The sequence below is a fragment of the Hoeflea sp. IMCC20628 genome (genome assembly GCF_001011155.1).
Lineage (GTDB): Bacteria > Pseudomonadota > Alphaproteobacteria > Rhizobiales > Rhizobiaceae > Hoeflea.
Genome location: NZ_CP011479.1, coordinates 1,089,822 through 1,103,331, shown reverse-complemented (window position 1 = coordinate 1,103,331; position 13,510 = coordinate 1,089,822). Strand labels below are relative to the sequence as shown.

The following is a 13,510-nucleotide window of genomic DNA, read 5'->3' as shown; positions in this document are numbered from 1 at the left end:
AGCAAATGGTTTTCAATGACCAAGAGGCGGCTCGCCTTCAATTCCATCGGTTCCGGTATGAAGCAGTGACCGGATTGCCGAAAAATGGAACAAACACTGCGTTAATAAGACTGGGAGGTCTTAATATGAAAAAGCTTCTCGCTTCTACTGTCCTCGCTGCTGGCCTCATGGGCTTTGCCGGTGCCGCATCTGCAGCATCACACAGCGAATGCGGCCGCGTCACAATCGCCAACATGAACTGGGCTTCGGCTGAAGTTCTCGCCAACATCGACCAGGTCATCCTGTCCGAAGGCTATGGCTGCCAGGCTGAACTGGTTGCCGGCGACACCACGCCGACGCTCACTTCCATGATTGAAAAGCAGGAGCCCGATGTCGCTCCTGAAGCATGGATCAACTCGCTCCGCACCCTGCTGGATGCAGCCGTTGCCGAAGGCAAACTGCACTACGCGTCTGAATCGCTCAGCGATGGCGGCGTCGAAGGCTGGTGGATCCCGAAATATTTCGCGGATGAACACCCTGAGATCAAGACCATTGACGATGCGCTGGCACAGCCGGAACTGTTCCCTGCCCCCGGCATGGAAAACGAAGGCAAGGGCGGCGTCTACAACTGCCCTGAAGGCTGGGGTTGCCGCATCATCACCACCAACCTGTTCAAGGCTTACGGCGCTGAAGAAAAAGGCTGGGTCACAGTCGAAACCGGTTCCGCAGCCGGCCTCGACGGTTCGATCGCCAAGGCTTACGAAAGCGAAAAGCCATGGCTGGGCTATTACTGGGCTCCGACAGCGATCCTTGGCAAGTACGAAATGGTCAAGCTCGACCATGGCGTTGAGCACAACAAAGAAGAGTGGGATCGTTGCACATCGATCACCGATTGCCCGGATCCTGTAAAGAACGCCTGGTCCAAGTCCGAAGTCTATACGGTTGTCACCGACGACTTCAAAAAGCGTGCCGGTCCTGCCTACGACTACCTGGCAAGCCGCAGCTGGCCCAACTCCACAGTGAACACTTTGCTCGCATGGATGGCGGACAACCAGGCAACCGGTGAAGCCGGCGCCCGTCACTTCCTCAAGGAAAATGAGGATATCTGGACAAAGTGGGTGTCGCCCGAAGCGGCTGAAAAGGTCAAGAAATCAGTGATGTAATACATCGCTTCAAGTGTGGCGGGCTCAGGTCCGCCACATTTTTATCCAGCAAGCGCGGTCGGGGTAATCACAGCCGCGATGAACTGGAGCCGGGACAGAGGCAAGCGCCATAAAGCGCATTCGTCTGGCTGATGGCAGCGATGAAATGCTGGTCGCCTGATGATCAGCTCACACTATTTTCCCGTATTTTGGAGCGTGAATATGGATTGGCTCATAGAATTCCCCGCCATGGACACCGACAGGCTAACCGCCTTGAAGAAGACGATCGATCTCGGTTTTCGCAATTTTACCCGCGCCAACGGCGACATGTTTGAAGCGGCCCTCTACCCGGTGCAGTGGTTCATGTATCGCGTCGAGCAACTGCTCACCAGTTCGCCATGGCCCCTCGTCATTCTCGCTTTCGCAGTGATCGCCTGGCTTGCAAGCCGCAGTGCCAAGATCACAGTTGGTGTTATCATCACCTTGCTGTTGATCGGTTACTTCGACATGTGGGAAGACACCATGAAGACCATCGCCATGACCGTGGTGGCGACGATCCTTGCTATCATTGTCGGCATACCGATCGGCATTCTGATGGGCCGTTCCAACCGAATCCAGGCCGTGCTCAATCCGATCCTTGACGTGATGCAGACCATGCCGAGCTTCGTCTATCTGATTCCTGTTGTCATGCTGCTCGGCATTGGCCGCGTTCCCGGCCTGATTGCGGTGATGGTTTACGCCATTCCGCCGATCATCCGGCTGACCAACCTCGGTATCCGTCTGGTCGACAAGGATGTGCTTGAGGCGGCTGACGCCTTTGGATCATCCAATTGGCAACGGCTCAAGAATGTTCAGATGCCTCTGGCGCTGCCCACCATCATGGCTGGTGTCAACCAGACCATCATGATGGCGCTTGCCATGGTCGTGGTCGCCTCGATGATTGGCGTCCAGGGTCTCGGTCTGCCGGTGCTCAAGGCAATTTCGAACCAGTACTTCACGCTGGGTATTTTCAACGGCCTCGCCATTGTCGGCATCGCCATCATCTTTGACCGCACCAGCCAGGCCTATGGCAAGCGGTTGCAGAAGCATCTAGAGGTGGTCCATGGCTGAACAATCCCAAGAAATCGGAATCAGTGTCCGCAATCTGTACAAGATCTTCGGACCCAATCCGGAAGCCTATATCGACGCTGTCAAAGGCGGCATGACCAAGACCGAGCTCAATGACAAACACAACCATGTGCTCGGCCTCAAGGACATCAACATCGACATGCCGGGCGGCGGCATTCAGGTCGTCATGGGGCTGTCCGGTTCGGGCAAGTCGACCCTGATCCGCCACATCAACCGGCTGATCGATCCGACCGCCGGTGAAGTGATTGTCGGCGACGATGACGTCGTCAAGATGAACGAGAACGAACTGCGCGAGTTCCGCCGTCACAAGACCGCCATGGTGTTCCAGAAATTTGCGCTTCTGCCGCACCGTACAGTGCTCGAGAATGCGGTTTACGGTCTGGAAATCCAGGGCCTGCCACGTGAAGATCAAGAAAAGCAGGCGCGGCGCTGGATTACTCGTGTCGGACTGGATGGTTTTGAAGACAATTATCCCAACCAGCTTTCCGGTGGCATGCAGCAGCGTGTCGGACTGGCGCGCGCGCTGACCAATGATGCGCCAATCCTGCTGATGGATGAGGCCTTCTCCGCGCTCGACCCGCTGATCCGCATGGACATGCAGAGCGTTCTTCTGGATTTGCAGAAGGAAATCCGCAAGACCGTCGTCTTCATTACCCACGACCTCGACGAGGCGCTTCGCCTTGGTGACCGGATCGCCATTCTGCGTGACGGCGAAGTCGTGCAGCAGGGCACAAAACAGGAAATCGTGCTTCATCCCGCCGATGAGTACATCTCCAGCTTTGTCCGCGAGGTCAATCGCGGCCGGGTGATTTCGGTCGACATGGTGCTGTCCGCGCTATCGGGCGAGCCGCAGGGCATGCCGGTGAAGTCCGGGACCGTGCTTGAAGTTGCCGCCAAGAAAATGACTGACTCGAACACATCAATGGCCCACGTGACCGATGCTTCCGGCAAGCCAATAGGCGCGCTGGATATCCATGACGTGATCTCCGCCATGGTGACACCCGTTGATCACGAAGACGCTGCCGCCTGATTGTTGCGGCATTGCAGAGTTCCTGAACCCGCGGGCGGCACAATCGCCCGCGGGTTTTTTGATGCGCAGCAGCCACTTCTATTGCAATGACATAAAGACATCTTTATACGATACGCAGCTAATCAGGAGAATTGTATGCCCGTTTCCAATCCACTTGCCGATCTGCTTGCCGAAAAAGGCGTCCTGCTCGCCGACGGCGCAACCGGGACCAACCTCTTCGCCATGGGGCTGGAATCCGGCGAAGCTCCGGAAATGTGGCTGGAATCAGCGCCTGAAAAAATCACCAAGCTGCACCAGGATTTTGTCGATGCAGGATCCGACATCATTCTGACCAACAGCTTCGGCGGCACCCGCAACCGGCTCAAGCTGCACGACGCCCACGGCCGGGTATACGCGCTCAACAAGAAGGCGGCCGAGATCGCCCGCGCTGTGGCTGACAAGGCGCCGCGCAAGGTCATCGTCGGCGGCTCCGTCGGCCCGACCGGCGACCTTCTGGTTCCGCTTGGCGCCATGACCTACGAGTCTGCGGTCGAGTCCTTCGCCGAACAGATCGAGGGCCTGAAGGCCGGCGGCATTGATGTCGTCTGGATCGAAACCATGTCGGCCGTCGATGAAATCCGCGCTGCCGCCGAGGCCGCGGTGCGCCACGATCTGCCTTACGTCTACACCGGCTCTTTCGACACCGCCGGCAAGACCATGATGGGCGTGCATCCGCGCGACATCCATTCGCTGGCCAAGGATATCGGCGACGGCCCGTTTGCCGTTGGCGCCAATTGCGGCGTCGGTGCCTCCGACATTCTGTCGTCGCTGCTCGACATGACCGGCGCCGATCCGGATGCGGTGGTTGTGGTCAAGGGCAATTGCGGCATCCCCGAATTCCGTGGCGCCGAAATCCATTATTCCGGCACGCCGCCGCTGATGGCTGATTATGCGCGTCTGGCAATCGATGCCGGCGCCCGCATCATCGGCGGTTGCTGCGGCACCTCCTGCGATCATCTGGCCGCCATGCGCGAAGCCGTCGACACCCACATCAAGGCGCAGCGTCCGACGGTCGAAACCATCGTCGAGCGCATTGGCCCGATGCGCAACACCGTCGCTGCCACCACGGCTGCCCCAACCCGCGAACGCGGCCGTCGCCGCAGCTGAACCAGCGACATTCAAACAAGCAAAAGGCCGGTGCTCACACACCGGCCTTTTTAATGTCGTGTCCAGACTGTCAGTCCTGCTGTTTTTCGTCCTGCAGGTCATCGATGTCTTTGCGGGCCTGCTTGAGAATATCAAGCGCCTGTTGCGCCTGCCCGGCGGAAAACCCGCCGCTTCTCACCTGCCGGAACAGTGTTTTCCGCAAGGCACGGAATTCCGCCCCCAGTGACACGCCCTGGATTTCTTCCGATGCTTCATCGATCTGCGCATTGATGCGGTCGAGGTCGACACGGTTGTCCTTAAGGTAGGCCAAACCCTCTTCGGTGATCGAAAAGAGCTTCTTGGCGCCCTGCATCTGGGAAGACACCAGATCGGCTTCCTCCAGCATCTGCAGCATCGGGTAAATAGCCCCGGGACTTGGGCTGTAAGCTCCCTGGAAACGGGCTTCCAGCGCCTTGATGATGTCATAGCCGTGGCGCGGTTGTTCGGCGATCAAGCCGAGAACCACCAGCCGCAGCGCGCCCGCGTCAAACATACGCTTGCCGCCGCCGCCAAATGGTCCGCCGCGATGGCGCCCAAATGGACCGCCGCGTCGGCCACCTCCGCGGCCGCCCGATCCGTCCGGGCCGGCACAATTGCGATCTTCGCGGTGACATCTGTGTTTGTGCATTCCAAACATGGTTTGATTCCTTCCTTAAATTCGATAGCACGTTCTGCAGTACTATTTATGAAAAGATATATCTTTTACAAGACGAAAAAAAGAACTCATCGAGTGGACAAGCCTATCGCTTTGATTCAATTATATTTTAATTGTGAAAGTCACGACATCAAGCAGTTCAAACCATTACGTTTGATGGACTCCGGCCGGCGTTTTCTGAACGCCGGCCGGAATGGAACGCTATCGGTTCGCCTTGGAATCGGATGCGTTAGCGAGCCAGTCCTTGAGCCAGCCGCACCAGTTGCAGAAACTCCGATCGGTAGCCAAAGGGATCGTCACCGCGAGCTTCGGATGCAATCTTTTCGATGGCGTCGTAGCCATAGGGGGACACCGCATCCACCTTGCGCAGCTTCTGACCGAACGCAGCAACCGCGATCGAAAACCGGACATCTTCCGGCGCAGCACCAAAGTCGCTGATTTCGTTCTCTCTGGTCACTGGAACTTCGGTCAACTCGCTCTGCGCCTCGCCCGGTGTCTTTGCCCGCATCTTGAGAAAGGCATACTCCTCACCGTGCATCGGCTCTGCTGAAGTCTGCGTCTTGTCGCCGTAACGCAAGTCGCTGTTCAAGATGGCAGGGCTTCCAACCGGGGTGATCTCATAGATCGCGGTCACCGTGTGGCCGGAACCGATCTCGCCGGCGTCGACCCGGTCATTGTTGAAATCCTCGCGATTGAGTGCCCGGGTCTCAAATCCGATCTGGCGGTACTCCGCCACCACAGCCGGATTGAATTCGATCTGGAATTTTACATCCGAGGCAATCGGAAACAGCGACGCAGAGGCTTCCTGCACAAAGGTCTTTTCAGCCTCCGACAAGGTGTCGATATAGGCCGCAACACCATTGCCGTTCTGGGCAATCGTCTGCATCAGCTGGTCGTTGTAATTGCCCTGTCCGAAACCGAACACCGACAAGAACACGCCGCTTTCGCGCTTGGATTCAATCATGGTCTTGAGTGCGTCGTCACCGCTGGGGCCGACATTGAAATCGCCGTCGGTGGCCAGCATGACCCGGTTGACGCCGTCCTTGACGAAAGCTTTCTCTGCCAGCCGGTAGGCTTCATCGAGCCCGGCAGCACCAGCCGTCGATCCACCGGGGCGCAATTGCTCCATCGCGTCGAGAATTTTCCGTTTTTCGGAAACCGGCGTTGGCTCCAGCACGGTGCCGGCATTGCCGGCATAGGTGACGATCGACACCGTGTCTTCGGGATCAAGCTTGTTGACCAGCAGCCGGAAAGCCGATTTCAGCAGCGGTAGTTTGTCGGCGTCATTCATCGAGCCGGACACATCGATGAGAAACACCAGATTGGCCCGTGGCCGTTCGGTAGCAGCGACATTGTAGCCTTTCACCCCGACATGCAGCAGCTTGGTGTGCGCATTCCAGGGTGTCGGCGTCACTGTCACCGTTGCCCGGAACGGCGTTTCGGCACTACCCGGACCGGGATAGTCATAGGGGAAGTAATTGACCAGTTCCTCGACGCGAACGGTTTTCGGGTCCGGCATAGCACCCTGCTTCAGCGCCCGTCGCATCATCGCGTAAGACGACGTGTCGACATCGGCGGAAAAGGTGGACACCGGTTCTTCGGTCACAGACTTGACGCTGTTGGTATCGAATGCCTGAACCCGGTCTCGGTCAGCCTCCATCTGTGGTTCCGGATAAGGCCTTACTCGTCCTTGCATCAGTTGCTCATTGGCATTGCCGGCATAATTTTTCGGCGCAGCAGCAGACATCTGGTTGCGCTGCAGGCTTTGCCCCACGGCATCGCCGGGAGGGTTGACCGCGCGTTTTGCGACCTGCGGCGCAGACACCGCCGGGGGTGGTGCCATCTCCGGTTCGGCCAGCGCCATGTCGGACTCTTCCATCAGCTTTGCAGCGTCATCCGCCTCAGCGACTTTCGTCTCCAGCCGTGTTTCCATCGGAGCCGGCAGGCCTGCCAGTCCGCCTTGCTGGTCCTGCACAATTTGCCAGGTGATGTAGCCTGCTGCAGGCAGGATCATCAGTGTGGCAAGAGCCGAGCCTATCATCAGCGGTTTTTTCATCAGTCCACTCCATATCGAGGTTGCGATATGGGTAAGACGTGCAGCTGCAGAAAATCCTTGGGTTGCCTGTGAGTATTCTTGCCCTGCCTGGTCAAATGCCTGCATGGCTGCAGTCAGCGCTTCGCGCTTTGCAGTCTCATCGGGAGGCGGCGCGCCGGTGGCCAGTTTCTTGAGTTCATTCTCCATCATTGCTCTTCCTCAGCCTCGCGCAAAAGCCGTTTCAGCCGCTTCCTCGCCGCATGCAGATGATAGGAAACCGTGCTTTCGGCACAGTCCATCACAGCCGCTGCCGCCGCGTGGTTCAGCTCTTCGCCATAGACCAGCAGCACCGCGCAGCGTTGCTTGTCCGGTAAGGTCCGGACTGCGGTCCAAAGGTCATCGGTGTGGCTTGCATCAGTGTCGTCCGCCCCCTCCCCCAGCGCCATTGCATGTGTTGCCCAGGCTTTGGTTTTGCGCACTTCGCGTGCCGACGCCCGGGCGTGATCCTGCGCCGCATTGATGATCAGCCGGTAGAGCCATGTGGTAAAGGCGCTTTCCTTGCGCCAGGAGCGGATCGACGCACCGAGCCGAAGACAGACATTCTGGGCGATATCCTCTGCACCCGAAGGGTCGCGGCACCATTTCCAGGCCACACGGTGGATGAAATCATAGTGACGCGCCACAAGAACCGCGAACGCAGCGCGGTCACCCTCGCACGCACGCGCTACCAGCGCATGATCATCCGGTTCATCCATCCGGACCTCTGAGACTTGAGTGGCACTCACATCCATCATCACAGCTTAGACGACAGAATTCCGTCAGTCCTTGGGTGGTGCTCATTTTTTTAAAGAAAAGCCGCCATGTGAAACCGGACCTGCGCCGCTTGATAGCGATAGTCCTGCCCGACGGGGCAAGCGTCGCGCGCCATGCATCCCGAATCAACACAGCCTTTCTGGCCGGCATCGGTTGCCAGATGTCCACGGCAGACGTTGACGTCAAAACCACCTGCGCCAAACGCACTCACTGGACAGGCCGAAAGGCAGGGCTTCGCCGCGCAAGCGTCGCAGGGGTGGGACAAAATGATGCTCCGGGCCTCCGTTGCCTCAACCCTATCCGTAGAGCCGAACAGGATTGCGCCGCGATAACCATGCCAGAGACCGAATCCGGGATGGATCAGCAGTCCGAGCGGTGAAGGGCGCAATCCTTCTGCGGCCATTGCCCATTGTTGAAACGGCTGCCACGGCTTGTCCGAAGGATAAACCGCCTCCGCGCCAAGCGACGCGGCAACAGGATTGATCAGATGTTTTGACCAGTCATCGAGCGGATCATCCGAATTCGGATGGGATTGCCACCAAGTGTCGAAAACCGGCCAGAACCCGCCACCGGCATGGCCAATGAGGCAGATCCCGGCCGCTGGCCTTCCATCAGCAAGCAGAGGCGCAATCTCTGGCTCCGGCGCCAGCCAACCGCGCGGCACAAGCCCGCTCAGCTCCAGCGCCACCGCGATCAGACGAGGCTCATTCACGGGTCCCCTGATCCTTGAACGCAGATCGCCAGACCTCTTTGTGTATGAGGTTAGCGACTGTCTCCTGAGCGCCTGTCTCCCTGGCTTTATCGGGCTGTGTTCAAGTGAAGGCGTCGGGCATCGACTCCTTGCGGCTCGCGATAAAGGCCAGCAGCGCCTCGTCAATTGCCGGATCGAGATCAGGCGCGACATAGCCGGCAAGCCATGATCGGCATAGATCGCGCGCCCGCTCCTCTATCCGCTTTTCGCCTTCGGCCAACCACTGCTCATAGGAATTGTTGTCCGCCAGCGACGAGCGGAAGAACGCCTGCTGGAAATTGGCCTGGGTATGGGCGCAACCGAGATAGTGATTGCCCGGTCCCACTTCGGCAATGGCATCGAGAGCCTGGCCGGTTTCCGACAGATCAATGCCCTCGGCGAAACGCTGCTGCATGCCCAGCTGATCGACATCGATCATGAATTTCTCATAGGAGCTGACCAGCCCGCCTTCGAGCCATCCGGCCGAATGCAGTGCGAAATTGGTGCCCGCCAGCAGCGTCATGTTCAGCGTCGAGGCGCTTTCATGGGCTGCCTGGGCATCCGGAACTTTCGAGCCGCAAAGCGATCCGCCGGTGCGGAACGGGATTTTCAGCCGCCGCGCCAGTTGGGCTGCGCCATAGGAGACCAGCGCCGGTTCCGGCGTGCCGAAAGTCGGCGCGCCCGACTGCATCGAGATCGAGGCAGCAAAAGTTCCGAACAAGACCGGAGCACCTGGACGGATCAACTGGGTGAAGGCGGCGCCGGCCAGCACTTCAGCCAGAATCTGGGTCAGCGTGCCGGTCACTGTCACCGGGCTCATGGCGCCGGCGAGAATGAACGGGGAGACCACACAGGCCTGGTTGTTGCGGGCATAGACCTTCAGCGCACCAAGCATGGTTTCATCAAACACCATCGGCGAGTTGGCGTTGATCAGATTGAGCGTCACGCAGTTCTGGTCGACGAACTCCGCGCCAAACAGGATCTTGCACATCTCGATGGTGTCTTCGGCCCGTTCCGGTGCCGTGACCGAGCCCATGAACGGCTTGTCGCTGTATTTCATATGGCTGTAGACCATGTCGAAATGGCGCTTGTTGACCGGTACATCGACGGGCTCGCACACCGTGCCGCCGGAATGGTGGATCGACGGCGCCATGTAGGCAAGCTTCACGAAATTGCGGAAATCCTCGATCGTCGCATAGCGGCGCTCGCCATCAAGATCGCGGACAAAGGGTGGGCCATAGACTGGCGCAAATACGGTTGCCTTGCCACCGATCTGCACCGAGCGGACCGGATTGCGCGCATGCTGGGTAAACACTTCAGGCGCAGTCTTGAGGATTTCGCGGCAAAGCCCCTTGGGAAACCGGACCCGCTCACCCTTCACATCCGCACCAGCTTCTCGCCAAAGCGCCAAGGCTTCCGCGTCATCGCGAAATTCGATGCCGATTTCCTCGAGAATCTTGTCGGCGTTGGCTTCGATCAGGCTCAGGCCTTCCTCGTCCAGCACATCATAAGTGCCGAGTTTGCGCATGATGAAGGGCATGGACTGGCCGGCGCCGCCGCCCGACCGGGCCGCACGCCTCCCTGCAGCGCCCTTGCCGCGCCGTCCCGATGCAGCTTCCGGAGCTGCTTCCTGAGCCAAGTCTGTCGTCGAGAGTATGTCTGAATGAGCCATCAAAAGCCTGCATCTTCTGGTTTCGCGCACCATCGCGCTCATGGGTCCATGCTAGGTAAATGGTTACGGCGCGCGTTCCTTTTAGCGCCAAGCGCTGGCGCTGAAGGAACAGCCATCAGATTACAGCCACCGGAGCCTGATGAGGTTTAAAGATGGATTACATTTGGCCGTAATTACCCACCCCCTTGCCATGCACCACAATGTCTGAATCCATGATGATATGGATCGGACTGATTTGCAGCAGCTGAGCAAGGACGAATTGATCGAGATGGTGCTTCGGCTCCAACGGCCTGCCAAGGATTCTCGGACGTCTTCCAAGCCGCCCTCTACGGACAAGAAAGAGAAACGCGTCAACTCACGACCGGGTGGAGCCAAGCCCGGGCATGAACCCCACAATAGGGTGCTGGCGGATTTTGCCGACATGTTTCGCGATCATGAACCGACCGCCTGCAAGAGATGCGGCCATGCGTTTTCCGGTGATGATACGATGGTGCTGGCCGGGGCCTATGACGAGATCGATATTCCTGCGATCCGTCCTCATGTCACCCGGCATCGGCGTTTTTCCTGTCATTGCCCGCAATGCGGCACGACGACAAAAGCCACCGCACCTGCCGTGGCAACCGCAACGCCGTTCGGGCCAGGCATTCACGCGCTGGCGATCTACCTCAAGAGTTTCCATGCATTGTCTTACGAACGCCTGAGCGGTGTGTTCATGGATATCTTCGGCCTCCATGCGAGCGAGGGCGCGATCATGAACATGTTTGCCCGCTCCCGTCCGAGCTTCCAGGCCACAGCACAGGCCGCCAAGGCCAGCCTTCGAGCCGCCCGCGTTGTCGCCAGCGACGAAACCGGTGTGCGTATTGAGGGCACAAATGCCCAACACTGGGTTTTTCATTGCAAGGATGCCGTTGTCCACCAGCCCGATTACTCCCGTGCAGCACGGGTCGTTCACGAGACCATGGGCGGCCATGTCCCCGAGGTATGGATATCTGATCGGTATTCAGCCCAGCAATCTCACGGCCATCGACATCAAACCTGCCTTGCACATTTGGCGCGTGATACAGCCTTTGCGCTGGAACATGGCGAGGATGATCTCCCTCTTCGCTTCCAGCTTTGGTTTGGCCGTGTGTTTGATTTCGCCAGAGCCATAAGCACATTCGCTGCGTCTACCGTCGCAAGCAAGAAGCGCAAATTCGATAAACAGCTTGCCGGGCTTCTATGCGCCCCGACTTCATGCGACCTGGCCCAAAAGCTCCAGGCCAAGATCGGGCGGGCCCGCGATCAGCTGCTGACGTTTTGCGACTATCCCGGAGAAGTCGATGTCACCAACAACACATCTGAGCGAAAGCTCCGTCCATGGGTCATTCAGAGAAAGGTGACAAACGGATATCGCGCCATGTGGGCCGCCCAAGCCGAGGCGGATGTACGCACAACCGTCGATACCGCCCGCCTTAAAGGCGCAAATCCCTTCCAGGTTATCGCATCCGTCTTGGCGTAGGCCGACATCAAGGCCCGAAATCATAAATTCAGGGGTGGGTAATTACCATTTGGCCTTTGCAACAAGATCTGAATATTTCCTGGTTCTCGGTTTGAAATTCACAAATTAACCTGCAACAATAAGACCCCATACTTGGGGGCAGAAACAACATGTTGGCAAACCATGTTAAGGCGATGACTTTCGCGCGCGGATTTTTGCTTACAGACCGCGCAGCTGAAATGCCGGTCCCGGGCTGGATCGAAGCACAAATCGGCCAACTGCATCTTTGGCACGACCCACGCACACCACTGTGGACAACCCAATCGGGCGAGCGCTGGATTGCCGTTCTGGGCCATTTTGTCGATGTCCGTCGACCGTCTGCGCAAGAGCCGGATATTCTTGCGGCCTGTGCCGGCCTTGAACGCACTGCATTACTGACCGAAACCGACCATTGGTCAGGCCGGTTCGTGTTGATATTTGGTGATACGGTGTCATCAGAAATTGCTCCGGACGCGATAGGTTCACGACCGGTCTACTATGCATTGAGCACGCCGTTTGTCGCCGGATCGCACGCAGCACTCGTGGCTGATGTTGCTGGCGCGGCCCCCAACGCGGAGATCGCCGCACGCTTGAGCCGTCGCGTCATGTATGGCTTGCCGGGCGACTTTACCCCTTGGCGCGACATTCACGTGCTAACGCCCAACCAGACGCTTGACACGGCGACACGCAAGATCTCCCGCTTCTGGCCCCGCAAGGAGATCGGCGAGGTGTCAGTGCAGGAGGCTGCAAGCCGGGTTGCCGCCATCATGACCACGACGATGAATGGCCTGGCGAATCGGCCATGCCCTCTGGTGTTCTCTCTGACGGCCGGCCTCGACAGCCGCATCACCCTCGCAGCAAGCCGCGAACAGGCCAAGGCGCTGACATGCTTTACCTATTCCAACGGCAATCATCACCTTGTGGATATGTATTTTGCCAAGTCTGCGGCACTGAAACTCGGGCTCAAACACAAGGCACTCGATACCAATGTGCGCGTTCCGGCCAAATCCCGCGAAGAATTCGAATCCGTGATGAGCCGAATTTCGCCGCGTCCGCACTTCCCTCGCGGCTCCTACGCCTACACGTTGAATTTTCCCCAGAACGCTCTGCACATACGATCGAGTGGTGGAGAAATCGCCCGCAGTTTCTTTCGCGATCCCGACAAGTGCTTTGTGCCCGAATCGATCGAACCCCTGGTCAAAGCCTGGGGTGGTGATCTCGCGGACCGCGACGTCGATATCGCTGCCTTTGAAGCCTGGGCGGAACGCGCACAATACTGGCGCGTGACGGAGGTTGATTTGCTGGATGTATTTCACTGGGAACACCGCATGGGAACATGGCTGTCCGAACTGTGCCTTGAAAGCGACATCGCCTTTGACACCCACGTGATGTTCAGCTGCCGTGCGCTGCTGGAAGCATTTTTGAGCGCGCCTTTGGACAAACGGCGCAAGAATGCTGTATTTCATGCCGCAATCCAGAAGATGTGGCCGGGATTTATGGCGCTGCCGATCAATGGCGAGACTGTCTTCTGGCGGTGAACCGCAGCGGTAATGACACAATACGCATGGTGTGCTCCAATCATACCGGCGAAGGATATCGCCGCCCGTCGCATATTCGGTGCACGG

The 13,510-nt window shown here is 58.3% G+C and carries 11 protein-coding genes; 6 read left to right on the top strand and 5 right to left on the bottom strand.

The window, feature by feature from the left end:
- Nucleotides 1-125: 125 nt before the first annotated feature.
- The 4 genes from IMCC20628_RS05135 to bmt all read left to right on the top strand — a co-directional run bounded on the left by IMCC20628_RS05135 (nucleotide 126) and on the right by bmt (nucleotide 4,425).
- On the top strand, nucleotides 126-1,142 hold the full coding sequence (locus IMCC20628_RS05135; RefSeq protein ID WP_047029319.1) for an ABC transporter substrate-binding protein: 1,017 nt from the start codon (nucleotides 126-128) through the stop codon (nucleotides 1,140-1,142).
- Between the two features lie 201 nt (nucleotides 1,143-1,343).
- Nucleotides 1,344-2,231 (top strand): proline/glycine betaine ABC transporter permease, encoded by an 888-nt coding sequence (locus IMCC20628_RS05130; RefSeq protein WP_047029318.1) that lies wholly within the window; start codon nucleotides 1,344-1,346, stop codon nucleotides 2,229-2,231.
- Nucleotides 2,224-3,279, top strand: coding sequence for a glycine betaine/L-proline ABC transporter ATP-binding protein (locus IMCC20628_RS05125; protein WP_047029317.1), 1,056 nt, complete (start codon nucleotides 2,224-2,226; stop codon nucleotides 3,277-3,279). Before IMCC20628_RS05130 ends, IMCC20628_RS05125 begins: the two co-directional genes overlap by 8 nt.
- A 135-nt stretch (nucleotides 3,280-3,414) precedes the next feature.
- Nucleotides 3,415-4,425 (top strand): betaine--homocysteine S-methyltransferase, encoded by a 1,011-nt coding sequence (gene bmt, locus IMCC20628_RS05120; protein ID WP_047029316.1) that lies wholly within the window; start codon nucleotides 3,415-3,417, stop codon nucleotides 4,423-4,425.
- A 70-nt stretch (nucleotides 4,426-4,495) separates the two neighbouring features.
- Here bmt and IMCC20628_RS05115 read toward each other — a convergent pair whose 3' ends face one another.
- The 5 genes from IMCC20628_RS05115 to IMCC20628_RS05095 all read right to left on the bottom strand — a co-directional run bounded on the left by IMCC20628_RS05115 (nucleotide 4,496) and on the right by IMCC20628_RS05095 (nucleotide 10,369).
- On the bottom strand, nucleotides 4,496-4,957 hold the full coding sequence (locus IMCC20628_RS05115) for a PadR family transcriptional regulator (protein WP_245307880.1): 462 nt from the start codon (nucleotides 4,955-4,957) through the stop codon (nucleotides 4,496-4,498).
- 391 nt (nucleotides 4,958-5,348) lie between these two features.
- Nucleotides 5,349-7,364, bottom strand: a complete 2,016-nt coding sequence (locus IMCC20628_RS05110; protein WP_047029315.1) for a VWA domain-containing protein — start codon at nucleotides 7,362-7,364, stop codon at nucleotides 5,349-5,351.
- The gene (locus IMCC20628_RS05105) at nucleotides 7,361-7,909 is read right to left on the bottom strand and encodes an RNA polymerase sigma factor (RefSeq protein WP_047032274.1); all 549 of its coding nucleotides are present in this window, start codon (nucleotides 7,907-7,909) and stop codon (nucleotides 7,361-7,363) included. The genes IMCC20628_RS05110 and IMCC20628_RS05105 overlap by 4 nt, the downstream gene beginning before the upstream one ends.
- An 89-nt stretch (nucleotides 7,910-7,998) precedes the next feature.
- Nucleotides 7,999-8,679 (bottom strand): 4Fe-4S dicluster domain-containing protein, encoded by a 681-nt coding sequence (locus IMCC20628_RS05100; protein WP_047029314.1) that lies wholly within the window; start codon nucleotides 8,677-8,679, stop codon nucleotides 7,999-8,001.
- 100 nt (nucleotides 8,680-8,779) lie between these two features.
- Nucleotides 8,780-10,369, bottom strand: coding sequence for a trimethylamine methyltransferase family protein (locus IMCC20628_RS05095; RefSeq protein WP_156174414.1), 1,590 nt, complete (start codon nucleotides 10,367-10,369; stop codon nucleotides 8,780-8,782).
- 220 nt (nucleotides 10,370-10,589) lie between these two features.
- Here IMCC20628_RS05095 and IMCC20628_RS05090 point away from each other — a divergent pair, with 220 nt between their 5' ends.
- Both IMCC20628_RS05090 and IMCC20628_RS05085 read left to right on the top strand, forming a co-directional pair.
- On the top strand, nucleotides 10,590-11,867 hold the full coding sequence (locus tag IMCC20628_RS05090) for an IS66 family transposase (protein ID WP_047028619.1): 1,278 nt from the start codon (nucleotides 10,590-10,592) through the stop codon (nucleotides 11,865-11,867).
- Between the two features lie 173 nt (nucleotides 11,868-12,040).
- The gene (locus tag IMCC20628_RS05085) at nucleotides 12,041-13,423 is read left to right on the top strand and encodes a hypothetical protein (RefSeq protein WP_156174413.1); all 1,383 of its coding nucleotides are present in this window, start codon (nucleotides 12,041-12,043) and stop codon (nucleotides 13,421-13,423) included.
- Nucleotides 13,424-13,510: the final 87 nt, after the last annotated feature.

What these genes read in the sequence shown, in the direction of transcription:
- IMCC20628_RS05095 (WP_156174414.1), bottom strand. Translation starts at nt 10,369, where the DNA reads ATGGCTCATTCAGACATACTCTCGACGACAGACTTGGCTCAGGAAGCA.
- bmt (WP_047029316.1), top strand. Translation starts at nt 3,415, where the DNA reads ATGCCCGTTTCCAATCCACTTGCCGATCTGCTTGCCGAAAAAGGCGTC.
- IMCC20628_RS05110 (WP_047029315.1), bottom strand. Translation starts at nt 7,364, where the DNA reads ATGATGGAGAATGAACTCAAGAAACTGGCCACCGGCGCGCCGCCTCCC.
- IMCC20628_RS05135 (WP_047029319.1), top strand. Translation starts at nt 126, where the DNA reads ATGAAAAAGCTTCTCGCTTCTACTGTCCTCGCTGCTGGCCTCATGGGC.
- IMCC20628_RS05105 (WP_047032274.1), bottom strand. Translation starts at nt 7,909, where the DNA reads ATGGATGAACCGGATGATCATGCGCTGGTAGCGCGTGCGTGCGAGGGT.
- IMCC20628_RS05130 (WP_047029318.1), top strand. Translation starts at nt 1,344, where the DNA reads ATGGATTGGCTCATAGAATTCCCCGCCATGGACACCGACAGGCTAACC.
- IMCC20628_RS05125 (WP_047029317.1), top strand. Translation starts at nt 2,224, where the DNA reads ATGGCTGAACAATCCCAAGAAATCGGAATCAGTGTCCGCAATCTGTAC.
- IMCC20628_RS05090 (WP_047028619.1), top strand. Translation starts at nt 10,590, where the DNA reads ATGGATCGGACTGATTTGCAGCAGCTGAGCAAGGACGAATTGATCGAG.
- IMCC20628_RS05085 (WP_156174413.1), top strand. Translation starts at nt 12,041, where the DNA reads ATGACTTTCGCGCGCGGATTTTTGCTTACAGACCGCGCAGCTGAAATG.
- IMCC20628_RS05115 (WP_245307880.1), bottom strand. Translation starts at nt 4,957, where the DNA reads ATGTTTGACGCGGGCGCGCTGCGGCTGGTGGTTCTCGGCTTGATCGCC.